Origin of the sequence: Caballeronia sp. LZ033, from assembly GCF_031451265.1 — a bacterium.
Taxonomy (GTDB): Bacteria; Pseudomonadota; Gammaproteobacteria; order Burkholderiales; family Burkholderiaceae; genus Caballeronia.
The window spans coordinates 2444943-2470693 of sequence record NZ_JARUXQ010000001.1 but is presented as its reverse complement, the minus strand read 5'-3'; the positions used below and the strand labels follow the sequence as shown (position 1 = coordinate 2470693).

The following is a 25751-nucleotide window of genomic DNA, read 5'->3' as shown; positions in this document are numbered from 1 at the left end:
GCATACAGCGAGGCATGCAGCGGACGTCGGCCCCGGGCCGCGCGGCGCATGTCACGCGGCTGGCGGGCGCGTGACGAGCATTCGAAGCCGGAATTCGACGCTCCCGAACGCGCTGCCGTGTCGCCGCTGCACAGTTCAAGACACGGATAATGGATCAATTCGCCAAAGAGACTCTGCCAATCTCCCTCGAGGAGGAAATGCGCCGTTCGTATCTCGATTACGCGATGAGCGTGATCGTCGGACGTGCGCTTCCCGATGTCCGCGATGGCCTCAAGCCGGTGCATCGCCGGGCGCTGTATTCGATGCACGAGCTGAACAACGACTGGAACCGCGCGTACAAGAAGTCGGCGCGTATCGTCGGCGACGTCATCGGTAAATACCATCCTCACGGCGACGCCTCCGTCTACGAGACCATCGTGCGCATGGCGCAGCCCTTCTCGCTGCGCTACATGCTGGTGGACGGCCAGGGCAATTTCGGTTCGGTCGACGGCGACAACGCCGCCGCCATGCGCTACACCGAAATCCGCATGGCGAAGATCGGCCACGAGCTGCTGGCCGACATCGACAAGGAAACCGTCGACTTCGGTCCGAACTACGACGGCAGCGAAAACGAGCCGCTCGTTCTGCCGGCCCGAATCCCGAATTTGCTCATCAACGGTTCGGCGGGTATCGCGGTCGGCATGGCCACGAACATTCCGCCGCACAACCTGCGCGAAATCGTCGACGCCTGCCTGCATCTGCTGCACACGCCGGAGGCCACGGTCGACGAACTGATCGAGATCGTGCCCGCGCCGGACTTCCCGACCGCCGGCATCATCTACGGCGTCGCCGGCGTACGCGACGGCTATCGCACGGGCCGCGGGCGCGTCGTGATGCGCGCGACCACGCACTTCGAAGAGATCGACCGCGGCCAGCGCATGGCCATCATCGTCGACGAAATCCCGTATCAGGTGAACAAGCGCACGCTGCTCGAGCGCATCGCCGAACTCGTCAACGAGAAAAAGCTGGAAGGCATCTCCGACATCCGCGACGAATCCGACAAGAGCGGCATGCGCGTCGTGATCGAGCTGAAGCGCGGCGAAGTGCCCGAAGTCATCCTGAACAACCTGTACAAGCAGACGCAGTTGCAGGACACGTTCGGCATGAACCTGGTCGCGCTCGTCGACGGCCAGCCGAAGCTCCTGAACCTGAAGGAGATGATCGAATGCTTCCTGTCGCATCGACGGGAAGTGCTGACGCGGCGCACGGTCTACGAACTGCGCAAGGCGCGCGATCGCGGCCACGTGCTCGAAGGCCTGGCGGTGGCGCTCGCGAACATCGACGAGTTCATCGCCATCATCAAGGCGGCGCCCACGCCGCCCATCGCGCGTCAGGAATTGATGGCGCGTCCGTGGGATTCGTCGCTCGTGCGCGAAATGCTCACGCGCACCGAGACCGAGGCCTCGGGTGGCCGCGCGGCCTATCGTCCGGAAGGGCTGAATCCCGCGTACGGCCTGCAGGAAGACGGACTGTATCGTCTGTCCGACGTGCAGGCGCAGGAAATCCTGCAGATGCGCCTGCAACGCCTGACCGGTCTGGAGCAGGACAAGATCGTCGGCGAATACCGTGAAGTAATGGCGCAGATCGCCGACCTGCTCGACATCCTCGCGCGTCCGGAACGGATTCGCCAGATGATCGTCGACGAGCTCGGCCAGATCCGTGCGGAGTTCGGCGACGACCGCCGTTCGCGCATCGAGATGAACGCGACCGAGCTCAACACCGAAGACCTGATCACGCCCACGGACATGGTCGTCACCATGTCGCACGCGGGCTACGTGAAGTCGCAGCCGCTGTCCGAATATCGCGCGCAGAAGCGCGGCGGGCGCGGCAAGCAGGCGACGCAGATGAAGGAAGACGACTGGATCGACACGTTGTTCATCGCGAACACGCACGATCACATGCTGTGCTTCTCGAATCGCGGCCGCGTGTACTGGATCAAGGTGTACGAAGTGCCGCAGGGCTCGCGCAATTCGCGCGGCCGCCCGATCGTCAACATGTTCCCGCTGCAGGACGGCGAGAAGATCAACGTCGTGCTGCCGATCAAGGAATTCTCGGCAGACAAGTACGTGTTCATGGCCACGTCGCTTGGCACCGTCAAGAAGACGCCGCTCGAGGCGTTCAGCCGCCCGCTGAAGAAGGGCATCATCGCGGTGGGTCTGGACGAGGGCGATTACCTGATCGGCGCCGCGATCACCGACGGCGAACATGACGTCATGCTGTTCTCCGATTCCGGCAAGGCCGTGCGTTTCGACGAGAACGACGTGCGCGCCATGGGCCGGGAGGCACGCGGCGTGCGGGGCATGCAGCTGGAAGACGGGCAGCAGGTCATCGCGCTGCTGGTGGCGGGCGGCGAAAACCAGTCGGTGCTGACCGCAACGGAGAATGGCTACGGCAAGCGCACGCCGATCAACGAGTACACGCGTCATGGCCGCGGCACGAAGGGCATGATCGCGATCCAGACGTCGGAGCGCAATGGCCGCGTGGTGGCTGCAACGCTCGTCGAGCCGGAAAGCGAGATCATGCTAATCACGAATTCGGGCGTGCTGATTCGCACGCGAGTGTCCGAGATCCGCGAGATGGGCCGCGCAACCCAAGGTGTTACACTCATCAGCCTTGACGAGGGAACCAAGCTGTCGGGCTTGCAGCACATCGCCGAGGCGGAAGCCGAAGCGGAACTCGACGAAGGCGATGCACCGCTGAATGGCAATGAGTCCGGCAACGAATCTGCGCCGGGCGATGAGGATGCCTGATGGCGCTTGTGTTGTGTCGCTCGTTCCAACTCGTCGTAGCCGCGGTTCAAGCCGGGGTTAAGCATTTGTAAGCTTGGATTGGTTAAGCTGCGCGACGCAGCGCGTGAAGATGCTGTAACCGGCCGTCCGCCGATTCGGCTTCAAATAACGCAAACGCTCGTGGCCAGTGCTGAACTGGATATTTTCTACAGGGAGTAATGATGCAAGGACGTTTCAAGCAGTGGATGTTGCTGGCCGCATTCGTGCCGACTTTCGCAATGGCTCAGTCGCTTCAGAACCAGGCGCCGGCCACGTCGGCAGCTCCGGCGCCGGCAGCAGCACCGGTTGATCCGGCCAAGCAAGCCGCGATCAAGGACCTGCTCGATGCCATCGACGCGCAGAAGCTGGTTGGCGCAATCGGCAACAGCGCGCAGATGCAGTCGAAGCAACTCGTCCCGGCCATCCTCTCGGACGCGCTCTCGGAGAACAAGTCGCTGAACGACAAGCAAAAGCAGGCTGCCGTCCCGACGCTGCAGAAGAACGCAGTGCCGAAGCTGGTTGACTCCGCGGGCCAGGTTTTCGCGACCGACGCATTCCGCAAGGACGCCATGCAGGCTCAGTACGACGCGTACGCGAAGTACTACACGACGGACGAGATCAAGGATCTGACCACGTTCTACAAGAGCCCGACGGGCCGCAAGTTCATTCAGGTGCAGGACCAGGTTGGCCGTGATGTGGTCAACGGCCTGATGCAGAAGTACATGCCGCAAGCCATCAAGGCAACGCGCACGCAAGCCGACCAGGAAGTGGCGAGCGTCAAGCCGGGCAAGTAAGCACGGCGGCATCGTCCGGACGGACCAGGCGAAGGGGCTGACGGCCCCTTTCGTTGGCGCGTTTCCTGGACAGTGCCATAATGGCTGTTTGCGCGTGAGCGCAAGCAGCCATTTCTTTTTTGGGCGTGAACACGCGGTAATTACCTGGCCGCTGTTCGTTTCGCGCCTGCCATCCGGACTTTCTCAGATGCGCGTGTTCAATTTCTCCGCCGGCCCCGCCGCGATGCCAGAAGAAGTGCTCCAGCAGGCAGCCGATGAAATGCTCGACTGGCAAGGCAGCGGCATGAGCGTGATGGAAATGAGCCACCGCGGCGCCGAATTCATGTCGATCCACGAGGCAGCGCTCACCGACCTGCGTGAACTGCTGAAGGTGCCGGCTTCGCATCGCATCCTGTTTCTGCAGGGCGGCGGTCTCGGCGAGAACGCCATCGTGCCGATGAACCTGCTCGGCGGAAGGCACACGGTGGATTTCGTCGTGACCGGTTCGTGGTCCACGAAGTCGTTCAAGGAAGCGCTGAAATACGGCACGGCCCATCTCGCGGCGAGCGGCAAGACGGAAGCGGGCTTCACGCGCGTGCCGGCCTTCGACGAATGGCAGCTGTCCGACGATCCGGCCTACGTGCATCTGTGCTCGAACGAAACCATCGACGGCGTCGAGGCCTTCGAGATTCCGGATCTCGGCGATATCCCGCTGGTCGCCGACGCTTCCTCGCACATCCTCTCGCGTCCCATGGACATCGCCAAGTACGGCGTGCTCTTCGGCGGCGCGCAGAAGAACATCGGCATGGCGGGCGTCACGGTCGTGATCGTGCGCGAAGACTTGCTGGACCGCGCACTGCCCATCTGTCCGTCGGCGTTCGAGTGGAAGACCGTCGCCGAAAACAATTCCATGTACAACACGCCGCCCACCTATGCGATCTATATCGCGGGGCTCGTCTTCAAATGGCTGAAGAAGCAGGGCGGACTGGAAGCGATCGAAGCGCGCAACGTCGAGAAGGCGAAGCTGCTCTACGACACCATCGATTCCAGTGCTTTCTACGTCAACAAGGTGGAGCGGCAGAACCGTTCGCGCATGAACGTGCCGTTCTTCCTCGCCGACGAATCGCGCAACGCGGATTTCCTGGCCGGCGCGAAGGCGCGCGGGCTGTTGCAACTGAAGGGCCACAAGTCCGTCGGCGGCATGCGGGCATCGATCTACAACGCGGTGCCGGTCGAGGGCGTCAAGGCGCTCGTCGAATACATGAAGGATTTCGAGCGCGCCAGCGCTTAAACCGGCATCACACATCTAGCACCGCATGGACGACGATCTCAATTCGCAACTCAAACCCCTGCGTGAGCGCATCGACGCGCTCGACGCGCAACTCATCGCGCTGCTGAACCAGCGTGCCTCCGTCGCGCTCGAAGTGGGCGAGGTGAAGAAGCATTTCAACGCGCCGGTGTTTCGTCCCGAGCGCGAGCTGCAGGTCATCGCGCGGCTTCAGGAGATGAGCCAGGGTCCGCTCGCCGACGACCACATTGCGTCGATCTGGCGCGAGATCATGGCCGCGAGCCGCGCGCTCGAACAGAGCATCAGCGCGGCATTCCTGGGCCCGGTCGGCACCTATAGCGAACAGGCGATGTTCGAGTATTTCGGACATTCCATCCACGGCGTGCCGTGTCCTTCGATCGACGAAGTGTTCCGCGCGGTCGAAGCCGGCGCGGCCCAGTACGGCGTCGTGCCCGTCGAGAATTCGGCCGAGGGCGCGGTGTCGCGCACGCTCGACCTGTTGCTGTCCACGTCCTTGCTGATCGGCGGCGAGCTGGCCTTGCCGATCCATCACAACCTGCTGACGGCGTCCGGCACGCTCGACGGCGTCAAGCGCGTGTGCGCGCATCCGCAGGCGCTCGCGCAGTGCCAGCGCTGGCTCGCCGCCAATGCGCCGCAGCTCGAGCGGCAGGCGGTATCGAGCAACGCCGAGGCGGCGCGCATGGCGGTGGAAGATGCGACGGTCGCGGCCATCGCCGGCGACCGCGCGGCCACGCATTACGGTCTCGGCGTCGTGTTCTCGATGATCCAGGACGATCCGCACAATCGCACGCGTTTTGTGATCATCGGCCGGGCGCCGACGGGGTCGAGCGGCCACGATCAGACTTCGCTGATCGTCACGGTGAAGAACGAGTCGGGCGCGGTGTTCAAGCTGCTTGAGCCGCTCGCGGCGCACGGCGTGTCGATGAACCGTTTCGAGTCGCGCCCGGCGCGTGCCGGCACGTGGGAGTACTACTTCTACATCGACATCGAAGGTCATCGCGATGATCCGTCCGTCGCCGCCGCCCTCGACGAACTCGGGCGCAAGGCCGCGTTCCTCAAGATTCTCGGTTCGTACCCGCGCGCCCGCTGAGCGGCTCGTTGCCGCCGCGCATGCGTGGCGGTCCGGTTTCCTGCGTCGCACGACGCGCTTTTATCGATGTCCCCCGTGGCTGCGTTCTCTTTCAATAAACTCGTTATTCTCGGCGTCGGCCTGATAGGCGGATCGCTCGCGCGCGCGCTGCGTGAACGCGCGGGACTCGCGGGGCGGATCGTCGGCGTGGGGCGTTCGGCGCAGTCGGTGGCGCGCGCGCTCGAGCTAGGCGTGATCGACGAAGCCGTTGCGCTCGACGACACCCCCGCGCTGACGCGCGCGCTCCAGGGCGCCGACCTCGTGCTGCTCGCGGCGCCGGTCGCGCAGACGGGCCCGCTGCTCGCGCGGATTGCGCCGTTGCTGGACCCGCACGCCATCGTCACCGATGCCGGCAGCACCAAGAGCGACGTCGTCGCGGCCGCGCGGCAAGCGCTGGGCGCGCGGATCGCGCAATTCGTGCCGGGGCATCCGATCGCGGGCCGCGAGTCGAGCGGCGTCGATGCGGCGTTGCCGGAGCTGTACGTCGGGCGCAATGTCGTGCTGTGTCCGCTGACGGAGAACGCGCTCGCCGACGTGGAGCGCATCGCCTCGATGTGGCGCGCCACCGGCGCCTGCGTGCGCGAGATGAGCGAGGCGCAGCACGATCGCGTGTTCGCTTCGGTGAGCCACTTGCCGCACGTGCTGTCGTTCGCGCTCGTCGACCAGATTCTTGCCACGCCCGACGCCGAGCTGAAATTCTCGTTTGCGGCGGGCGGATTCCGCGACTTCACGCGCATCGCCGCGTCGAGTCCGGAAATGTGGCGCGACATCTGTCTGGCGAACCGCGCCGCGCTGCTCGCCGAACTGGACGATTACACGGCCGTGCTCGCGCGTTTTCGCGCGGCGATCGAGGCATCGGACGGCGCCGCGCTCGAAGCAGCGTTCGCGCGCTCGCGCGTGGCGCGCCGGGAATGGCAGGAACGTGGCGGCGTCAGGCCGGCCGGTGAAAGCGCGGAAAAGTGAGCCGCGGAGAAGCACGCAGTAAAACAAGGACACACTATGGAACATCTGGATCTCGGACCTTTCTCGCGCGCGTCCGGCACGGTGCGCTTGCCCGGGTCGAAGAGCATCTCGAACCGCGTGCTGCTGCTCGCGGCATTGTCGAGCGGCGAAACCTCGATCACCAATCTGCTCGATTCCGACGACACCCGCGTGATGATCGCCGCGCTCAAAACGCTCGGCGTTGGCGTCCGCGAGGAAGGCGAGCGGATCGTCGTGGCCGGGACGGGCGGCGCGTTTCCGTCGAAGTCGGCGGAGTTGTTCCTCGGCAACGCCGGCACGGCGGTGCGCCCGCTGACCGCGGCGCTGGCCGTCAACGGCGGTGAATACCGCGTGCACGGCGTGCCGCGCATGCACGAGCGGCCGATCGGCGATCTTGTCGACGGGCTGCGTCAGATCGGCGCGCAGATCGACTACGAACTCAACGACGGCTTTCCGCCGCTCAGGATCCACCCGGCGAAGATCGCGGTGGACCGTCCCGTGCGCGTGCGCGGCGACGTGTCGAGCCAGTTCCTCACCGCGCTGCTGATGAGCCTGCCGGTGGCCGAAGGGCGCAACGGGCCGGTGACGATCGAGATCGAGGGCGAGCTGATTTCGAAGCCTTATATCGACATCACCATTCGCCTGATGGAGCGCTTCGGCGTGCGCGTCGAGCGCGACGGCTGGGCGCGCTTCACGATTCCGGCCGGCGCCGGCTATCGCTCGCCGGGCGCGATCATGGTGGAAGGCGATGCGTCGTCGGCCTCGTATTTTCTGGCGGCGGGCGCGATCGGCCACGGTCCGGTGCGCGTGGAAGGCGTCGGGCGGTCGAGCATCCAGGGCGATGTCGGATTCGCCGATGCGCTCAACCGCATGGGCGCGAACATCATGATGGGCGAGGACTGGATCGAGGTGCGGGGCGTCGAGTCCGACGACGGCAGGCTCGCTGCCATCGACATGGATTTCAACCTGATTCCCGATGCCGCGATGACGATCGCGGTGGCCGCGCTGTTCGCGAACGGCACGACGACGCTGCGCAATATCGCGAGCTGGCGCGTGAAGGAAACCGACCGCATCGCCGCGATGGCGACGGAACTGCGCAAGGTCGGCGCGACGGTGGAAGAGGGCGCGGACTATCTCGTGGTCACGCCGCCCGCGACCCTCACGCCGGGCGCCGCGATCGACACCTACGACGATCACCGCATGGCCATGTGCTTCTCGCTGGTGAGCCTGGGCGGCGTGCCGGTGCGCATCAACGATCCGAAATGTGTGAACAAGACGTTTCCGGATTACTTCGAGCGCTTCGCGGCCCTCGTGAAGGCGTAACCGGCGTGCGGTACCGTGAAGCGCGATGACTTTGATTTCAACGGCAACACTAACGGGCCAGTACGGCCAGATTCAATGAAACCGACCCGTCCATTCGACCCCATTCCAGTGATCACCATCGACGGGCCGACCGCTTCGGGCAAGGGCACGGTCGCCGCGGTCGTCGCGGCGACGCTGGGCTTCCACCTGCTCGACAGCGGCGCGCTGTACCGGCTGGCGGCGCTCGCGAGCGTGCGCTATCAGATCGCGACGGACGATGCGGCCGGCCTTGCAAAGCTGATCGAGTCGCTCCATATCACCTTCCGCGAAGGCTGCGCCCAGCTCGATGGCGTGGATGTGTCCGGCGAAATCCGGCAGGAAGAAGTGGGCAACCGCGCCTCTGCCATCGCCGTCCACCACGAGGTGCGTCAGGCGCTGGTCGCGCGCCAGCGGGCCTTCCGCAAGCGCCCGGGACTGGTCGCCGACGGCCGCGACATGGGCACCGTGATCTTCCCGGACGCCACGCTGAAGGTGTTTTTGACGGCGAGCGTCGAGGCGCGCGCTGCCAGACGGCATAAGCAATTGATGCAAAAAGGTTTTTCTGCTAACATAGATGACCTGCTGCGCGATTTGCGCGAACGGGACGCCCGGGACATAAACCGGAGCGTCGCGCCGCTCAAGCCTGCAGCGGATGCGAAGACGCTGGACACCTCCGGTCTGTCCATCGACCAGGCGGTCGAGCAGATCATCGGCTGGTACAGCGGGATTCGCGTAGTGCAGCAACAAGCAAGCAGCAAGCAGTAGACGCAGGCAGCAAGGTGTTCCGCCGGGAGGCGGGACGTGTGTAAAACCCCTTAACCCCGTACGGCTTTGCGTTTCACCGGTCCAGCATGGGATTGTTCCCGGACCACCGCGCAAGGGCTGTGCAAATACAGATTTTTATGTCCGACCTGCAAACCTCCACCCCGAATACCGAATCTTTCGCGGCTCTGTTCGAAGAGTCGCTGACCAAGCAGGACATGCGCGCTGGCGAAGTGATCTCCGCCGAAGTCGTGCGCGTCGACCACAACTTCGTGGTCGTCAACGCTGGTCTCAAGTCCGAAGCCTATATTCCGCTCGAAGAATTCCTGAACGACGCGGGTGAAGTGGAAGTGCAGGCGGGCGACTTCGTTTCCGTCGCGATCGACGCGCTGGAAAACGGCTATGGCGACACCATCCTGTCGCGCGACAAGGCGAAGCGCCTCGCTTCGTGGCTGTCGCTGGAAAAAGCGCTGGACAACAACGAACTCGTGACCGGCACGATCACCGGCAAGGTCAAGGGCGGCATGACCGTGATGGTCAACGGCATCCGCGCGTTCCTGCCGGGTTCGCTCGTCGACACGCGTCCGGTCAAAGACACGACCCCGTACGAAGGCAAGACGCTCGAATTCCGCGTCATCAAGCTGGACCGCAAGCGTAACAACGTGGTGCTGTCGCGCCGCGCGGTGATCGAAGCCACGCAAGGCGAAGAGCGCGCAAAGCTGCTCGAGACGCTGAAGGAAGGCGCGATCGTCGAAGGCGTGGTCAAGAACATCACCGACTACGGCGCGTTCGTGGACCTCGGCGGCATCGACGGCCTGCTGCACATCACCGACATCGCATGGCGTCGCGTGCGTCATCCGTCGGAAGTCCTGTCGGTTGGTCAGGAAGTCACCGCCAAGATCCTCAAGTTCGACCAAGAGAAGAACCGCGTTTCGCTCGGCATCAAGCAACTGGGCGACGATCCGTGGGAAGGCATCTCGCGCCGTTACCCGTCGGGCACGCGCCTGTTCGGCAAGGTCACCAACATCACCGACTACGGCGCATTCGTCGAAGTGGAATCGGGCATCGAAGGCCTGGTTCACGTGTCGGAAATGGACTGGACCAACAAGAACGTTGCGCCGTCGAAGGTTGTCCAGCTGGGCGACGAAGTCGAAGTCATGGTTCTCGAAATCGACGAAGACCGCCGCCGTATCTCGCTCGGCATGAAGCAGTGCAAGCCGAATCCGTGGGATGACTTCAGCCGCAACTACAAGAAGGGCGACAAGCTGTCCGGCGCCATCAAGTCGATCACCGACTTCGGCGTGTTCATCGGTCTGCCTGGCGGCATCGACGGTCTGGTTCACCTGTCGGACCTGTCGTGGTCGGAAACCGGCGAAGAAGCCGTCCGCAAGTACAAGAAGGGCGACGAAGTCGAAGCCGTGGTTCTGGGCATCGACGTCGAGAAGGAACGCATCTCGCTGGGCATCAAGCAGCTGGAAGGCGACCCGTTCAGCAACTTCGTCGCGATCAACGACAAGGGCGCCATCGTCGACGGCGTCGTGAAGTCGGTGGATCCGAAGGGTGCTGTCATTGCGCTGAACGCGGATGTCGAAGGCTACCTGCGTGCTTCCGAAATCGCTCAGGACCGCGTGGAAGATGCGCGCAACGTGCTGAAGGAAGGCGACAAGGTCAACGCGATGATCATCAACATCGATCGCAAGTCGCGTGGCATCAACCTGTCGATCAAGGCGAAGGATTCGGCCGAACAGCAGGAAGCCATGCGCAGCCTGCAGGGCGACTCGAACGCCGCCGCGACCGGCACGACCAACCTCGGCGCGCTGCTCAAGGCCAAGCTCGACGGCCAGAACAGCTAAGCCCTTAACGGCACGGCTGCAGAATGACCAAATCGGAATTGGTCGCCCAGTTGGCGTCGCGATTTCCGCAACTTGTCCTCAAGGATGCGGATTTCGCGGTGAAGACGATGCTCGATGCGATGTCGGAGGCCTTGGCCAACGGTCATCGCATCGAGATTCGCGGCTTCGGCAGCTTCGGGCTCAACCGTCGTCCGTCGCGCGTCGGGCGCAATCCCAAGTCGGGGGAGAAAGTGCTGGTGCCGGAGAAATTCGTGCCGCACTTCAAGCCGGGCAAGGAATTGCGCGAACGCGTCGACGGCCGTTCGGGCGAGCCGCTGAAGATGTCGAATGACGATGATTCGGACGATCTCTGATCGGCCGGGTTTGTCGGCGGGGATGCCCCGAACGTATCGTCGGCCAGCGGGCCATCGACCAGAGAAAGCACCCTTCGGGGTGCTTTTTTCATGGGCGCTGCATTTGCACGCGCTGTGTATCTGACGGGTGCGTGGCTTGCTGAAAGACGAGCAAAGCGCCGGCGACTGCCGGTGCGCATAAGCATCAATTACAATACCGGTCACTTTGACCTCGTAACATGCTTCGCTCGCCGTTCCACAATAAACGGCCGCATCCTGCACCGCTGCATGCGCCACGTGTACCACCCGCAACCGCTCCCGCGAGACCTCGTATGAAATTCATTGTCTGGCTGATCCGCGTCCTGGTTTTCGTGCTGCTTCTGGTGCTGGCCCTGGCCAACACCCAGACGGCGACGCTGAATTTCCTCGCCGGCTATGCCTGGCAAGCGCCGCTGATCCTGATCGGCCTGGCGTTTTTCGTCGTTGGATTGCTGGCGGGACTCGTCTCCGCGTTGCCGGCGCGCGTGCGCCTGCGCATGGAGAACGGCCGTCTCAAGCGCGAACTGCGCGTGGCGCGCGAGACGCCGGTGGTGAAGGAAGAACCGCCGATGCCGCCGCTCATCTGAACATGACGCCCGCGGCCGGCAGACACCTCACTCTTCTCGACTAATCGCATGGATCTAGACTTCTGGTGGCTGCTCGTCATTCCCGTCGCGTTCGCGCTGGGCTGGATGACGTCCCGCTATGACCTGAAAACGCTGCTGTCCGAGAATGCGAACCTGCCGCGCTCGTACTTCCGCGGCCTCAACTTCCTCCTCAACGAGCAACACGACAAGGCCATCGACGCCTTCATCGAAGTTGCCAAGCTGGATCCGGAAACCATCGAACTGCACTTCGCGCTCGGCAACCTGTTCCGTCGCCGGGGCGAGACCGATCGCGCGATCCGCGTGCATCAGAACCTGCTGAGCCGCGCCGATCTGCCGGTCGCGGAACGCGATCACGCGCTCTACGAACTGGGCCAGGATTTCCTGAAAGCCGGCTTGCTGGACCGCGCCGAGGAAACATTCCGCTCGCTCGATTCCGGCGAATACTCGCTCGGCGCGAAACGCGCGCTGCTGACCATCTATGAGATCGAGAAGGACTGGCCGAAGTCCATCGCGACGGCCGAGCAGATCGAGAAGATGGGCGCACCGTCGCTGCACATGGAGATCGCGCATTTCCATTGCGAGCTCGCGCAGGAAGCGTTGCAGCGCAAGAATCCCGATGGCGCGCGCGCGGAGCTGAAACTCGCGCTGGCGTCGAATCCGGACAACGTGCGCGCGACCATCCTCGGCGGCGACGTGGAAGCCGCCGCCGGCAACCTGGACGGCGCGATTGCGCACTGGAAGCGCGTCGAGGAGCAGAACGAGGCGTATCTGCCGCTGGTCGCCGAAAAGCTGATGAAGGCCTACAGCGCGCTCGAGCGCAAGGAAGACGGCGTCGCGCTGCTGACCGAGTACGCGAGCCGCTATCCGTCGAACGATTTGCTCGATGTCGCGTACAAGCACGTGCAGGAACTGCGCGGACTGGAAGCGGCGCACGCGCTGGCGCGCAAGCAAATGGAGAGCGCGCCGAATCTCGCGGGCATGACGCGCCTGCTCGAAGCGCAGGAAGCGACGGCCGAGGAACCGCGCCGCGGCGAACTCGAACTGATGCGCAATCTGGTGAAGCAGCGCACCAAGAATCTGCCGCGTTACACGTGCCAGACCTGCGGTTTCCGCGCGCGGCTATTCTATTGGCAGTGCCCCGGCTGCAGCGGCTGGGAGACCTACGCGCCGCGCCGCGTCGAGCCGATCACGAGTTCGGCCTGAGCCGCGAGAGCAGAATCGGAACACGCGTGAAAGCGGGCGCTGCGTGCGCCCCGGCAATTCAGACCTCACTGGAAAGCGTATGAAAGTGACCATCGTCGGCACGGGTTATGTCGGTCTAGTGACCGGCGCGTGTCTCGCCGAAATTGGCAATGACGTGTTTTGCGTGGATGTCGATCCGCGCAAGATCGAGATTCTCAATAACGGCGGCGTGCCCATCCACGAGCCGGGCCTGCAGGAAATGCTCCGGCGCACGCGCGCCGCGGGCCGCATCCAGTTTTCCACCGACGTGAAAGCGAGCGTCGAGCACGGCGACATCCAGTTCATCGCCGTCGGCACGCCGCCGGATGAAGACGGCTCCGCCGACCTGCAATACGTGCTCGCGGCGGCGCGCAACATCGGCAAGTATTCGAACGGCTTCAAGGTGATCGTCGACAAGTCGACGGTGCCGGTCGGCACGGCGCTCCAGGTGGGACGCGTCGTCGCCGAGGAACTCAAGGCGCGCGGCCTCGACGGCTCGGACAAGCACGGCTTCTCGGTCGTGTCGAATCCGGAGTTCCTGAAAGAAGGCGCGGCCGTCGATGACTTCATGCGGCCCGACCGCATCGTGATCGGCATCGACGACGATCATGCCGGCCAGCTCGCGCGCGAGAAGATGAAGCGCCTGTACGCGCCGTTCAATCGCAATCACGAACGCACGCTCTACATGGACGTGCGCTCGGCGGAGTTCACCAAGTACGCGGCCAACGCGATGCTCGCCACGCGCATCTCGTTCATGAACGACCTGTCGAATCTTGCGGATACCGTCGGCGCCGATATCGAAGCGGTGCGGCGCGGCATCGGCTCGGATCCGCGCATCGGCTATCACTTCCTGTATGCGGGCTGCGGGTATGGCGGCTCGTGTTTCCCGAAGGACGTGCAGGCGCTCGCGCAGACGGCCCGTGAAAACGGCCACACGCTGCGCATTCTCGAAGCCGTGGAAGCCGTCAACGACGACCAGAAGGAAGTGCTCGTCAACAAGATCGTGCGGCGCATGGGCGAGGATCTGCGCGGCCGTACCTTCGCGGTTTGGGGCCTGGCGTTCAAGCCGAACACCGATGACATGCGCGAGGCGTCGAGCCGCCGCATGATCCAGGCGCTGCTGAAGCGCGGCGCGTCGGTGCAGGCCTACGATCCGGTCGCGCGCGACGAGGCCGAACGCGTCTTCGCGCTCGATCTCGCGGATCGTGCGGAGGACATGAAGCGCCTGCACTTCGTGAAGACGCAGCAGGATGCGCTGACGAACGCCGATGCGCTCGTCATCGTGACCGAATGGAAGGAATTCAAGAGCCCCGACTTCGCTCATCTGAAAGGCGCGCTGAAGGCGCCGGTGATTTTCGATGGCCGCAATCTGTACGAACCGGAAGCGATGGCTGAACTGGGCATCGACTACTACGCAATAGGACGTCCCCATGTCGAACTCGACTCCAACGGCTCACGACATTAAGCACGACACCAGGACGGAGATTCCCGTCGTGCCGCGCGCGCGCGTCGCGGCGGCGCGCGTGCTGGTGGTCGGCGACGTGATGCTCGACCGCTACTGGTTCGGCGACGTCAACCGCATCTCCCCCGAAGCGCCCGTGCCGGTGGTGCACGTGCAGAAGAAGGAAGATCGCTTGGGCGGCGCGGCCAATGTCGCGCGTAATGCGGCGGCGCTCGGCGCGCAGGCGGGTTTGCTGTGCGTCGTGGGACACGACGAGCCGGGTGAACGCGTGGTCGAATTGCTCGGCGAGAGCAAGGTCGCGGCGCATCTGGAACGCGATCCCGAACTGCTCACGACCATCAAGCTGCGGGTGTTGTCGCGTCAGCAGCAATTGCTGCGCGTGGACTTCGAGAACACGCCGAATCACGAAGTGCTGCGCGCGTGCCTCGAACGCTTTGCCGAGATCCTGCCGCAGCACGACGTGATCCTCATGTCCGACTACGCGAAGGGCGGCCTGACGCACGTCACGCAGATGATCGCCGACGCACGCCGCGCCGGAAAACCGGTCCTGGTCGATCCGAAGGGCGACGACTGGGACCGCTATCGCGGCGCGACGCTCATCACGCCGAACCGCGCGGAATTGCGCGAGGTCGTCGGACAATGGAAGTCGGAAGAAGACCTGCATGAGCGCGTGGCGAAGCTGCGTCGCGAACTCGAATTCGGCGCGCTGCTGCTGACGCGCTCGGAAGAAGGCATGACGCTCTTCACCGAAGGCCAGGTGGTGCATACATCGGCCGAAGCACGCGAAGTGTATGATGTCTCGGGCGCCGGCGACACCGTCATCGCGACGGTCGCCACCATGCTGGGCGCGGGCGTGCCGCTGGTCGACTCCATCGTGTATGCGAACCGCGCGGCGGGCATCGTGGTCGGCAAGCTGGGCACGGCCACTGTCGACTACAACGAACTCTTCGCCTGATTCCCTCTCTCTGATAAACCGCCATGACCATCATCGTTACCGGTGCGGCCGGATTCATCGGCAGCAACATCGTCAAGGCGCTCAATGAGCGCGGCGAACAGCGCGTGATCGCAGTCGACAATCTCACGCGCGCCGACAAGTTCAAGAATCTCGTCGATTGCGACATCGACGATTACCTCGACAAGACCGAATTCGTCGAGCGCTTCAAGCGCGGCGATTTCGGCAAGGTACGCGCGGTGTTCCATGAAGGCGCCTGTTCGGACACGATGGAAACCGACGGCCGCTACATGATGGACAACAACTTCCGCTACAGCCGCGACGTGATGGACACGTGCCTCGCGCAAGGGGCGCAGTTCCTGTATGCATCGTCGGCGGCTACCTACGGCGGATCAAGCAAGTTCGTCGAAGAGCGCGCGTACGAGAAGCCGCTCAACGTCTACGGCTACTCGAAGCTGCTGTTCGACCAGATCGTGCGCCAGGTGTTGCCGCAGGCGAAGAGCCAGATTGTCGGCTTCCGCTATTTCAACGTGTATGGGCCGCGTGAGACGCACAAGGGCCGCATGGCGTCGGTCGCGTTTCACAACTTCAACCAGTTCCGCTCGGAAGGCAAGGTCAAGCTGTTCGGCGAATACAACGGCTATGCAGCGGGCGAGCAGACGCGCGATTTCATCTCGGTGGAAGACGTGGTGAAGGTGAATCTGTTCTTCTTCGATCATCCGGAGAAGTCGGGCATCTTCAATCTCGGCACGGGCCGCGCGCAGCCGTTCAACGACATCGCCTCGACCGTCGTGAACTCCTTGCGCGCGCTCGACGGCGAGGCCACGCTGTCGCTCGCGGAACTCGTGCAGCGCGGCTTGCTGGAGTACATCGCGTTTCCGGACGCGCTGCGCGGCAAGTATCAATGCTTCACGCAGGCCGACCAGTCGAAGTTGCGCGCAGCCGGCTACGACGCGCCGTTCTTGACGGTTCAGGAAGGCGTCGACCGCTACGTGCGCTGGCTGTTCGGCCAGCTATAAACGCGCGCCTTCCCTCACTACACTGGGTCTCACGGTCGGCAGGTCGCCGGCCGGTTCCTCACGGAGACTCAGTCATGTTCAAGCACGCACTCTCGTCCCTTGCCGCGCTCGCGCTGATCCTTTCCCTTGGTTCGGCGTTCGCGGCCGTCGACGTCAACACCGCAGATGTCGACGCGCTGCGCGGCGTCAAGGGCATCGGCCCGGCCAAGGCGAAGGCCATTCTCGACGAACGTCAGGCGCACGGCCCGTTCAAGGACGCCGGCGATCTCAGCACGCGCGTGAAGGGCATGGGCGGCAAGACCGTCCAGCGTCTGGAAGCGGAGGGGCTGACCATCGGCGCCTCCACCAAGACAGCAGCTGCACCGCCCGGTAACGCGGCACCGCCCGGCGCGGCCAACGCGGCGGTCGCCACGCCGGTGTCGGCGTCCGCCTCGGCCAAGCCGGTGGTCGTCAAGAAGTAACCGGCAGCGTCGTTGAATGGCTCCGGGCGCGCTCTGGTGCGCAGCGCGTGACCGGGCCTTGGGCTTCGGACTCCTTCAGCCTGTAGAGCGTTTGGGCTCCCCGCGGTGTGCCTCCCGCGGGGCTTTTTGCATGCATGATGGGTGGCTGAAGCTGTCGAAGGGATTACGGCGCCGGCGCAGACCATCCGGGCGGCAGGGCCGCGTGAACGTCGAAAGGACCGCTGGGCTACAATCGACCAACCCCCTTACCTCTGTTTTCACGCCAGCCGTACTCGTGCGTGAAACCTGATTCCGCTCCGCATATGGCTTACATGACTATCGAAGACACGATCGGCAACACGCCGCTCGTGCAGCTCGTCCGCGTCGTGGACGATGAAATCCGCAGCCGCAACAATGTCGTGCTGGGCAAGCTCGAAGGCAACAATCCGGCGGGTTCGGTGAAGGACCGTCCGGCTGCGTCGATGATCCGCAAGGCCGAGGAACGCGGCCGCATCAAGCCGGGCGACACGCTGATCGAAGCCACGAGCGGCAACACCGGCATCGCGCTGGCCATGGCCGCCGCCATGCGCGGCTACAAGATGGTGCTGCTGATGCCCGAGGATCTCTCGGTGGAACGTCGCCAGAGCATGGCGGCGTATGGCGCCGAGATCATCCTGACGCCGGTGAAGGGCGGCATGGAATACGCACGCGACCTCGCCGACCAGATGCAGCGCGACGGCCGCGGCATCATCCTCGACCAGTTCGCGAATCCGGACAACCCGCTCGCGCACTACGAAGCCACGGGCCCGGAACTCTGGAAGCAGACCGAAGGACGCATTACGCACTTCGTGTCGTCCATGGGCACGACCGGCACGATCATGGGCGTGTCGAAGTATCTGAAGGAGCAGAACGAGAAGATCGAGATCATCGGCGCGCAGCCGGAAGAGGGCTCGCGTATTCCGGGCATTCGCAAGTGGCCGGAAGCGTATCTGCCGAAGATCTTCGATCGCAGCCGCGTGGATCGCGTCGAGAACGTGAGCCAGGCCGCGTCGGAAGCCATGGCGCGGCGCCTCGCTTCCGTCGAAGGCATCTTCGCGGGTATTTCGTCAGGAGGCGCGTGTGAAGTCGCGCTGCGTATCGCGCGTCAGGTCGAGAACGCGACCATCGTGTTCATCGTCTGCGATCGCGGCGACCGGTATCTGTCGACGGGCGTGTTTCCCGCTTAAGGTCCAGACGGTTTGTAGCGCTCAATGAGAAAACCCCGGCGTGCCGGGGTTTTCTTCATGTTCGAGCGAACCGCGCGCTATTGTGAATTCGCGCCCGTATCGCCCGCGATCATGCGCGCCTTCACCGCCTCGCCCAGCTGATACACCGCAAGCGCGTAGAAAAAGCTGCGGTTGTAGCGCGTCAGCACATAGAAGTTCTTCAGCCCGAGCGTGTACTCCGTCGCGCGCCCCGGCGTGGGCAGATCGACGACCGTGAGCGGCGTGGCAGCTTCGGCCGCGAGATTCAGGCCCGGCTCGTTGAGCAGCATGCCGGCCTTGGTCAGCTGCGCGAGCGACCACTTCGGCTCCGGCGATCCATCCGCCGCCGCCTGGGCAATGCCCTGGCTGCCTTCGTCGCCGGCAATGCGCCACACCACCGGACGGCCCGCTTCCCAGCCGTTCTGCTTCAGATAATTCGCGACACTGCCGATGGCATCCGCCGGACTCGTGCGCAGGTCGATGCGGCTGTTGCCGTCGTAGTCCACCGCGTACTGCACGATGCTGCTCGGCAGGAACTGCGGAATGCCGATCGCGCCCGTGTAGGAGCCGAGCACCGTGGTCGGATCGATCTGCGAATCGCGCGTCCACACGAGCAGGTCTTCGAGGTTCTTGCGGAAGGTCGCCATGCGCTCGGCGCGGTTCGGCGTGTTCGGGTAATCGAAGGTGAGCGTGGTCAGCGCGTCGAGCGCGCGGAAGTTGCCCATGTAACGGCCGTAGATCGTCTCCACGCCGATGATGCCCACGATGATCTCCGGCGGCACCCCGAACTGCTCGGCGGCGCGCTTGAGCGTCGCCTGATTGGCGCGCCAGAACTTCACGCCCGCATTGATGCGCACCGGCTCGATGAAGCGCGCCTGGTACGCGCGCCAGTTCTTGGTCGCGGGCGTGGGCGAGGGCAGCACCAGCTTCGCCGCCGTGGCCGAATAGCTGACGCGCGCGAACAGGTCGTGCAGCGCGGAGGAGTCGAAGTCGTAGCGCGCCACCATGTCGTTGATGAACGCCTCGACATTCGGATTGTTCGCGTAACGCTGCGGCACGATCTCTTCTTCGAACATCTGGCCTTGCGGCGTCGCGGTCTGGGGTTGCTGGGACTGGGCGACGGCGCCGGTTGCGCCGAGGCAGCCGAGCGCGCAGACGAGTGCAGCGAGGAACGCGCGTGGAGTCGGCTTGAACGGGGCCGCGAGGTCGGACGGAGCAAACTGAAAAGTCATGGTGTGCGTGGTTGGGGCGGTTGGAGCGATGCCGGATGTTCGGACGGCACGACGCTCGTGGAGCCGGTCTCGAGTGGGCCTTGATTCTGCCGCGGTGCTTCAGTGCTTCAGGTGGCTCGAGCCGGCCTTTGATCTGGATCGACCGGGGTCGATCCGCAACGATTCTCAACGGGACGCAACGGCCTGCGACGGGCCGCGCGCAGTGGCACGGCCGGCAAGGCGTCGGGGCAGTATAACCGACGCCTCGCGCCCGTACCGGCCAAGTCCGCGGGCGCGGCCGTCATCGGGAACGCTGTGGTAACGCTGTGGTAACTTAGCGTCAAAGGCGCGGCCCGAGGTCGTATATGACGAAAAAAGACGAGACGAGAGCCGACGAAAGCGGCATTGCGAGACATCATGGCGACCGGCTTCTACTCCCACCCCGACTGCCTCCAGCACGACAACGGCCAATGGCATCCCGAATGCCCGGCACGTTTGCAGGCCATTGAAGATCAACTGATCGCGAGCCGCATCGACGCGCTGATCGAACGCGAGGAAGCCCCGCTCGCCGACGAAGCCGAACTTGCGCGCGTGCATACGCAGGCGCATATCGACTACATCAAGAGCCGCACGCCCGAGCACGGACGCAGCGAACTGGACCCCGATACCTCGATGTGCCCCGCGTCCTATCAGGCCGCGTTGCGCGCGGCGGGCGCGGCGGTCGCGGCCACCGATGCCGTCATCGAAGGACGCTATGACAACGCGTTCTGCAGCGTGCGTCCGCCGGGCCATCATGCGGAGCCCGCGCGCGCGATGGGCTTTTGTCTCTTCAACAACGTCGCGATCGCGGCGCGGCATGCGCTCGAGGTGCATGGCCTGCAGCGCGTCGCCATCGTCGATTTCGACGTGCATCACGGCAACGGCACCGAAGCCGCCTTCAGCGGCGACCCGCGCGTGCTGATGTGCAGCTTCTTCCAGCATCCGTTCTATCCGTTCAGCGGCGCCGGCAATCATGCGGACAACATGGTCAACGTGCCGCTCGCCGCGCGCACCAAGGGCATGGAAGTGCGCGAAGTGGTCGACATGCTGTGGCTGCCGCGGCTCGAGGCATTCAAGCCGCAGATGATCTTCTTCTCCGCCGGGTTCGACGCCCATCGCGAAGACGACATGGCCAACATGGGCCTCGTCGAGGACGACTACGCGTGGATCACCGAGCAGATCCGCCGGGTGGCTCAACGTCACGCGCAAGGGCGTATCGTCAGTTGCCTGGAAGGCGGCTACAACCTCTCGGCGCTCGGCCGCAGCGTGGTCGCGCATCTGCGCGCGCTCGCGGAGATCTAGCCGGACGCATGCGTGCGCGCATGCTCGGCGCGCACGAGGATCCAGTCGATGAGTTCACGGATCACGCGATCCCGATCCAGGTCGTTGAGCGTCTCGTGCGCGCCGTCCTGAACCATCGCGAGGGTGCTGTCGGTCGAGCCGACGTGCGCTTCGAATTCACGGCTGCCGGCGGGATCGCAGATGGCGTCGGCGGTGCCGTGGAAGATCCGCAGCGGCAACTCGAGCGTCGCGCGCTGCGCCGCCACGCGCTCCATGCCGGCGAGAATCTGCGCGGCCGTGCGCGCGGGCACCGGACCGTGATGCACGAGCGGATCACGCTGATACGCGCTCACCACACCGCTTGCACGCGACAGCAACGCAGGGTCGATGCTGAACGCGGCCATGCGCGGTGCGATCAGCCCTGCCAGCCGGCTTAGTGCGAGCTTCCAGCGCGGCGTGCCCGGCCCCGGCTTCAGCGCAGGACTCGACAAGATCAGCCCAGCCAGCTTCCTTTCCGGCGCGCGCTCGATCGCATACAGCGCCGCAATCGTTCCGCCCATGCTGTGGCCCATCAGGAAGAGCGGCGTGGCGGCGGGCGGCGTCGCGGCGCAGGCTTCGAGCAGCACGTCGGTATCGCGCAGATAGTCGTTGAAGACGCGCACCTGCACGCGCGGCCCCGACGACTTGCCGTGCCCGCGCAAATCGACCGCGATCAATTCGATGCCCGCCGCATTCAGCGCGAGCGCCAGCGCGTCATAGCGGCCCGCGTGCTCGCCCAGGCCATGCACGAGCGCCACGCGCGCAAGCACCGCCTGCGTCTCGCCGTCCCGCGCCGGTTGCCAGCGATGCAGCAGCAAATCGACGCCATGGCGCGTCGTAACCATGCTTGTCGAGTAGAGCGTGCGTGCCTTGCCTGTCATTTCGATGAGTTATTAGGTGATCTGAAATCATTATTAAACAGAATGAAGCCGCTCCTGTAAAATCGCGGGCGAACAGGACAAAACCAGCTTCAGCTTCATCAAGCGGCGGCGGCTGCGCGGGTGCATGCACCTGGCGAGGCCTTCCGCCGTTTGCATTTCCATGATCGAAATTCACAATCTCTCACAACGTTTCGCCGGGCCCCGGGGCTGGGTCGAGGCGTTGCACAACGTCAATCTGACGATTCCCGCCGGCGAAGTCTTCGGCATCATCGGGCGCAGCGGCGCCGGCAAGAGCACGCTGGTGCGCACCATCAACCTGCTGACGCGGCCGAGCGAAGGCAGCGTCGTGGTGGGCGGCCGCGACCTCATGACGCTCTCGCGCGACGACCTGCGGGCCGCGCGCCGCGACATCGGCATGATCTTCCAGCATTTCAACCTGCTCAGTTCGCGCACCGTGTACGGCAACGTCGCGCTGCCGCTCGAACTCGCCGGCAAGAAGCGCGACGAGATCGAAGCCGCCGTGCTGCCGCTGCTCGAACTGGTCGGCCTGACGCAGCACAAGGACAAATATCCCGCGCAGATCAGCGGCGGCCAGAAGCAGCGTGTGGGCATCGCGCGGGCGCTGGCGAGCAAGCCGAAGGTGCTGCTTTCGGACGAGGCCACCTCCGCGCTCGATCCCGAAACCACACGCGCCATTCTCGACCTGCTGCGCCGGATCAATCGCGAACTCGGCCTGACCATCGTGCTCATCACGCACCAGATGGAAGTGATCAAGCAGGTGTGCGACCGCGTCGCGGTGCTGGAGGCGGGGCGCGTGGTGGAAGAGGGCAAGGTCGTCGATGTCTTCATGCGGCCGCATCACGAAGTGACGCGCGCATTGATCGGCGATGTCATCGCGCACGAACTGCCGCCCGCGCTGAAGGCCCGCGTGAGCGAGCGCCTCAAGACCGGCAGCGGACATCTGCTGCGGCTCGCGTTCACGGGCTCAGGCGTCGATCAGCCGATTCTCTCCGAGACCATCCGCCGCTACAAGCTCGATTTCAACATCCTGCATGGCCAGATCGACGAGATCCAGGGCCAGGCGTTCGGCTCGCTCGCGGTGCTGGCGGGCGGGCAACCGGTGAAGGTCGCGGAAGCGATCGACTATCTGCGCTCGCAGGGCGTCGTGGTGGAGGAGTTGTCCCATGTTGAGTGAGATGTTCGACATGTTCGTGCAGTCGTTCTGGGAAACGCTGGTTATGGTCGGCATCTCGGGACTCGTGGGCGCGGCCGTGGGCTTGCCGCTCGGCGTGCTGCTCTATCTGACCGACCGCGACAGCGTGCTGCCCAATATCGCGGTGAACCGCGTGCTCGGCGGCATCGTCAACGCGGTGCGCTCCACGCCGTTCATCATCCTGCTGGTCGCCGTGATTCCGTTCACGCGCCTGATCGTCGGCTCGTCGATCGGCACGGCGGCCGCCGTCGTGCCGCTGACCATCGCCGCCGCGCCGTTCGTCGCGCGCCTTGTCGAGACGGCGCTGCGCGAAGTGGATCGCGGACTCATCGAAGCCGCGCAGGCCATGGGCGCGTCCACCCGCCAGATCGTCTTCAAGGTGCTGCTGCCGGAATCGCTGCCGGGCGTCGTCGCCGGGCTGACCATCACGTTCGTCTCGCTGGTCGGCTATTCGGCAATGGCGGGCGCGATCGGCGGCGGCGGCCTGGGCGATCTCGGCATCCGCTACGGCTATCAGCGCTTCCTGCCGGAAGTGATGATCACCGTCGTCGTGATTCTCATCGTGTTCGTGCAACTCGTGCAGTCGTTCGGCGACTGGCTCGTGCGGCGCCTCAGCCACAAATAAATCATCCCAAGAAATCATCCCAAGAGACCACACCATGCAACGTCGATTCATCCTGAAGTTCGCCGCCGCGCTCCTGAGCGCATCGCTGTTCAACCTCGCTCACGCTGAAGACGCCATCAAGATGGGCGTGACAGGCGGCCCGCACGCGCAGATCATGGACGTGGTGAAGCAGGTCGCCGCGAAGAACGGCCTCAAGATCACGGTGATCGAATTCTCGGACTACGTGCAGCCGAATGCCGCACTCGCCGCCGGCGATCTCGACGCGAACAGCTACCAGCATCTGCCGTATCTCGACGCGCAAGTGAAGGATCGCGGCTACAAGCTCATCCGGATCGCGGATACGGTGACCTTCCCGATGGGCATCTATTCGAAGAAGCTGAAGTCGCTGGCGGCGCTGCCGAACGGCGCGCGCATCGCGGTGCCGAACGATCCGACCAACGGCGGCCGCGCGCTGCTGCTGCTGCAGAAGCAAGGTCTCATCAAGCTGCGCGCCGACGCAGGCCTGAAGGCCACGCCGCTCGACATCGCGGAGAACCCGAAGAAGCTGAAGATCGTCGAACTGGACGCGGCGCAGATCCCGCGCTCGCTCGACGACGTCGACGCTGCCGCCATCAACACGAACTTCGCGATGGAAGCGGGTCTGAAGCCGAAGTCGGATGCGATTGCCATCGAGGATCCGCACGGCCCGTACGTGAACATCATCGCGATCCGCGCCGCCGACAAGGACAAGCCGTGGGTCGCCAAACTGGTGGCGGCGTATCACTCGCCGGAAGTGAAGCAGTTCGTGGAAGGCAAGTACGCGGGTGCGGTCATCACCGCGTGGTAAGCAGCATCAAAAGGTGACGAGTACGGGTTTTCGTGGATGTGAATAGAACGACCGTTCGATAAAAATAGAGAAAATCCTATTGCACGATGACCCGGCCTGCCCGATTGCGGGGAAGTGAGCCGCCGCGTCGCTCGTATAATGACGCTGGGTTGACGTAATCGTAACTTTGGAGCGTGTGGATGAAAATTCTGGTGCCAGTCAAGCGCGTGGTCGACTACAACGTGAAGGTCCGCGTGAAATCGGACAACACGGGCGTCGATATCGCCAACGTGAAGATGTCGATGAACCCGTTCGACGAGATCGCCGTGGAAGAAGCGGTGCGTCTGAGGGAAGCGGGCGTTGCAACCGAAGTGATCGCGGTGTCGTGCGGCGTGACGCAATGTCAGGAAACGCTGCGCACGGCCATGGCAATCGGTGCGGATCGCGGCATTCTGGTCGAATCGGCCGATGAGCTTCAGCCGCTCGCCGTCGCGAAGATCCTGAAAGCGCTGGTCGATCAGGAAAAGCCTGAACTCGTCATTCTCGGCAAGCAGGCCATCGACGACGATTCGAATCAGACCGGCCAGATGCTCGCTGCATTGGCGGGACTGCCGCAAGCGACGTTCGCCTCGAAGGTCGTGATCGCCGATGGCAAAGCCACCGTCTCGCGCGAAGTGGACGGCGGCGCGGAAACGCTGTCGCTGAAGCTGCCGGCCGTCGTGACCACCGACCTACGTCTCAACGAGCCGCGCTATGTGACGCTGCCGAACATCATGAAGGCGAAGAAGAAGCCGCTCACGACCGTGAAGCCGGCGGATCTCGGCGTGGATGTCGCGCCGCGCCTGAAGACGCTGAAGGTCGTCGAGCCGCCGAAGCGCAGCGCCGGCATCACGGTGCCGGACGTGAAGACGCTGGTCGAGAAGCTGAAGACCGAAGCCAAGGTGCTGTAAAGGAGACGCGAAAAAATGACGATTCTGGTAATTGCGGAACACGACAACGCGTCGATCAAGGCAGCGACGCTCAATACGGTTGCAGCGGCCACGAAGATCGGCGGCGACGTGCATGTGCTGGTCGCGGGTTCGAATGCGCAAGGCGCAGCCGATGCCGCGGCGAAGATCGCAGGCGTAGCCAAGGTGCTGCTCGCTGACGCGCCTCAACTTGCCGACGGCCTCGCGGAAAACGTCGAAGGCACGGTGCTGAATATCGCGAAGGACTATTCGCACATCCTGGCTCCGGCTACCGCTTACGGCAAGAACATCGCGCCGCGTATCGCCGCGCATCTGGATGTCGCGCAGATCAGCGACATCACCGCCGTCGACAGCGCGGATACTTTCGAGCGTCCGATCTACGCGGGCAATGCCATCGCGACGGTGCAATCGAGCGAT

23 protein-coding genes and 1 pseudogene are annotated in these 25751 nt (G+C 64.2%); 22 read left to right on the top strand and 2 right to left on the bottom strand.

Going from position 1 to position 25751, the window contains the following annotated elements:
- Positions 1-149 precede the first annotated feature (149 nt).
- From gyrA to cysM, 16 genes are all read left to right on the top strand, one after another.
- Complete coding sequence (gyrA, locus tag QCE62_RS11615; RefSeq protein ID WP_309917896.1) at positions 150-2789, top strand: DNA gyrase subunit A; 2640 nt, start codon at positions 150-152, stop codon at positions 2787-2789.
- 200 nt (positions 2790-2989) lie between these two features.
- Positions 2990-3601, top strand: a complete 612-nt coding sequence (locus tag QCE62_RS11610) for a DUF2059 domain-containing protein (protein ID WP_309811638.1) — start codon at positions 2990-2992, stop codon at positions 3599-3601.
- A 187-nt stretch (positions 3602-3788) separates the two neighbouring features.
- The gene (gene serC, locus QCE62_RS11605; RefSeq protein ID WP_309917892.1) at positions 3789-4871 is read left to right on the top strand and encodes a 3-phosphoserine/phosphohydroxythreonine transaminase; all 1083 of its coding nucleotides are present in this window, start codon (positions 3789-3791) and stop codon (positions 4869-4871) included.
- 25 nt (positions 4872-4896) lie between these two features.
- Entirely contained in the window at positions 4897-5979 is a 1083-nt protein-coding gene (gene pheA / locus QCE62_RS11600; RefSeq protein WP_309917889.1) for a prephenate dehydratase, read from the top strand.
- 66 nt (positions 5980-6045) lie between these two features.
- A complete protein-coding gene (locus QCE62_RS11595) occupies positions 6046-6981 on the top strand; it encodes a prephenate dehydrogenase/arogenate dehydrogenase family protein (RefSeq protein ID WP_309917886.1) in 936 nt (311 codons plus the stop codon).
- A 36-nt stretch (positions 6982-7017) separates the two neighbouring features.
- Complete coding sequence (gene aroA / locus QCE62_RS11590) at positions 7018-8322, top strand: 3-phosphoshikimate 1-carboxyvinyltransferase (RefSeq protein ID WP_309917884.1); 1305 nt, start codon at positions 7018-7020, stop codon at positions 8320-8322.
- A 75-nt stretch (positions 8323-8397) separates the two neighbouring features.
- Positions 8398-9105 (top strand): (d)CMP kinase, encoded by a 708-nt coding sequence (gene cmk / locus QCE62_RS11585; protein WP_309917881.1) that lies wholly within the window; start codon positions 8398-8400, stop codon positions 9103-9105.
- A gap of 119 nt (positions 9106-9224) precedes the next feature.
- The gene (rpsA, locus tag QCE62_RS11580; RefSeq protein ID WP_309809303.1) at positions 9225-10955 is read left to right on the top strand and encodes a 30S ribosomal protein S1; all 1731 of its coding nucleotides are present in this window, start codon (positions 9225-9227) and stop codon (positions 10953-10955) included.
- A gap of 23 nt (positions 10956-10978) precedes the next feature.
- Positions 10979-11308 carry an integration host factor subunit beta gene (locus QCE62_RS11575; protein ID WP_309809301.1) on the top strand — a complete coding sequence of 110 codons (330 nt, stop codon included), beginning with the start codon at positions 10979-10981 and terminating at the stop codon, positions 11306-11308.
- Positions 11309-11619: 311 nt separating this feature from the next.
- Positions 11620-11913, top strand: coding sequence for a LapA family protein (locus QCE62_RS11570; RefSeq protein WP_309809299.1), 294 nt, complete (start codon positions 11620-11622; stop codon positions 11911-11913).
- 48 nt (positions 11914-11961) lie between these two features.
- The gene (lapB, locus tag QCE62_RS11565; RefSeq protein ID WP_309809297.1) at positions 11962-13137 is read left to right on the top strand and encodes a lipopolysaccharide assembly protein LapB; all 1176 of its coding nucleotides are present in this window, start codon (positions 11962-11964) and stop codon (positions 13135-13137) included.
- Between the two features lie 79 nt (positions 13138-13216).
- Entirely contained in the window at positions 13217-14620 is a 1404-nt protein-coding gene (locus QCE62_RS11560) for a UDP-glucose/GDP-mannose dehydrogenase family protein (RefSeq protein WP_309917878.1), read from the top strand.
- Positions 14586-15572 carry a D-glycero-beta-D-manno-heptose-7-phosphate kinase gene (gene rfaE1 / locus QCE62_RS11555; protein WP_309809293.1) on the top strand — a complete coding sequence of 329 codons (987 nt, stop codon included), beginning with the start codon at positions 14586-14588 and terminating at the stop codon, positions 15570-15572. The genes QCE62_RS11560 and rfaE1 overlap by 35 nt, the downstream gene beginning before the upstream one ends.
- A 23-nt stretch (positions 15573-15595) precedes the next feature.
- On the top strand, positions 15596-16588 hold the full coding sequence (rfaD, locus tag QCE62_RS11550; protein WP_309809291.1) for an ADP-glyceromanno-heptose 6-epimerase: 993 nt from the start codon (positions 15596-15598) through the stop codon (positions 16586-16588).
- A 74-nt stretch (positions 16589-16662) separates the two neighbouring features.
- On the top strand, positions 16663-17049 hold the full coding sequence (locus tag QCE62_RS11545) for a helix-hairpin-helix domain-containing protein (protein ID WP_309917875.1): 387 nt from the start codon (positions 16663-16665) through the stop codon (positions 17047-17049).
- A gap of 302 nt (positions 17050-17351) precedes the next feature.
- Positions 17352-18254: a cysteine synthase CysM gene (gene cysM / locus QCE62_RS11540; RefSeq protein ID WP_309917872.1), complete on the top strand. Its 903-nt coding sequence runs from the start codon at positions 17352-17354 to the stop codon at positions 18252-18254.
- A gap of 77 nt (positions 18255-18331) precedes the next feature.
- On the opposite strand, the gene mltB is transcribed toward cysM, so the two are convergent.
- Positions 18332-19504 carry a lytic murein transglycosylase B gene (gene mltB, locus QCE62_RS11535; protein ID WP_309917868.1) on the bottom strand — a complete coding sequence of 391 codons (1173 nt, stop codon included), beginning with the start codon at positions 19502-19504 and terminating at the stop codon, positions 18332-18334.
- A gap of 396 nt (positions 19505-19900) precedes the next feature.
- On the opposite strand from mltB, the gene QCE62_RS11530 reads away from it, so the two are divergent.
- Positions 19901-20824 (top strand): histone deacetylase family protein, encoded by a 924-nt coding sequence (locus QCE62_RS11530; RefSeq protein ID WP_309917866.1) that lies wholly within the window; start codon positions 19901-19903, stop codon positions 20822-20824.
- Here the strand turns inward: QCE62_RS11530 and QCE62_RS11525 are convergent.
- A complete protein-coding gene (locus QCE62_RS11525) occupies positions 20821-21687 on the bottom strand; it encodes an alpha/beta hydrolase (protein ID WP_309917863.1) in 867 nt (288 codons plus the stop codon). The genes QCE62_RS11530 and QCE62_RS11525 overlap by 4 nt on opposite strands.
- A 196-nt stretch (positions 21688-21883) precedes the next feature.
- Between QCE62_RS11525 and QCE62_RS11520 the strand changes: the two genes are divergently transcribed.
- The 5 genes and pseudogenes from QCE62_RS11520 to QCE62_RS11500 form a co-directional block, all read left to right on the top strand.
- Positions 21884-22918, top strand: a complete 1035-nt coding sequence (locus QCE62_RS11520; RefSeq protein WP_309917859.1) for a methionine ABC transporter ATP-binding protein — start codon at positions 21884-21886, stop codon at positions 22916-22918.
- The gene (locus QCE62_RS11515) at positions 22908-23561 is read left to right on the top strand and encodes a methionine ABC transporter permease (RefSeq protein WP_309809278.1); all 654 of its coding nucleotides are present in this window, start codon (positions 22908-22910) and stop codon (positions 23559-23561) included. The genes QCE62_RS11520 and QCE62_RS11515 overlap by 11 nt, the downstream gene beginning before the upstream one ends.
- A 34-nt stretch (positions 23562-23595) precedes the next feature.
- On the top strand, positions 23596-24387 hold the full coding sequence (locus QCE62_RS11510; RefSeq protein WP_309917856.1) for a MetQ/NlpA family ABC transporter substrate-binding protein: 792 nt from the start codon (positions 23596-23598) through the stop codon (positions 24385-24387).
- Positions 24388-24566: 179 nt separating this feature from the next.
- Positions 24567-25316, top strand: coding sequence for an electron transfer flavoprotein subunit beta/FixA family protein (locus QCE62_RS11505; protein WP_309809274.1), 750 nt, complete (start codon positions 24567-24569; stop codon positions 25314-25316).
- 15 nt (positions 25317-25331) lie between these two features.
- Positions 25332-25751: pseudogene (locus QCE62_RS11500) on the top strand (electron transfer flavoprotein subunit alpha/FixB family protein); the annotation flags it as partial.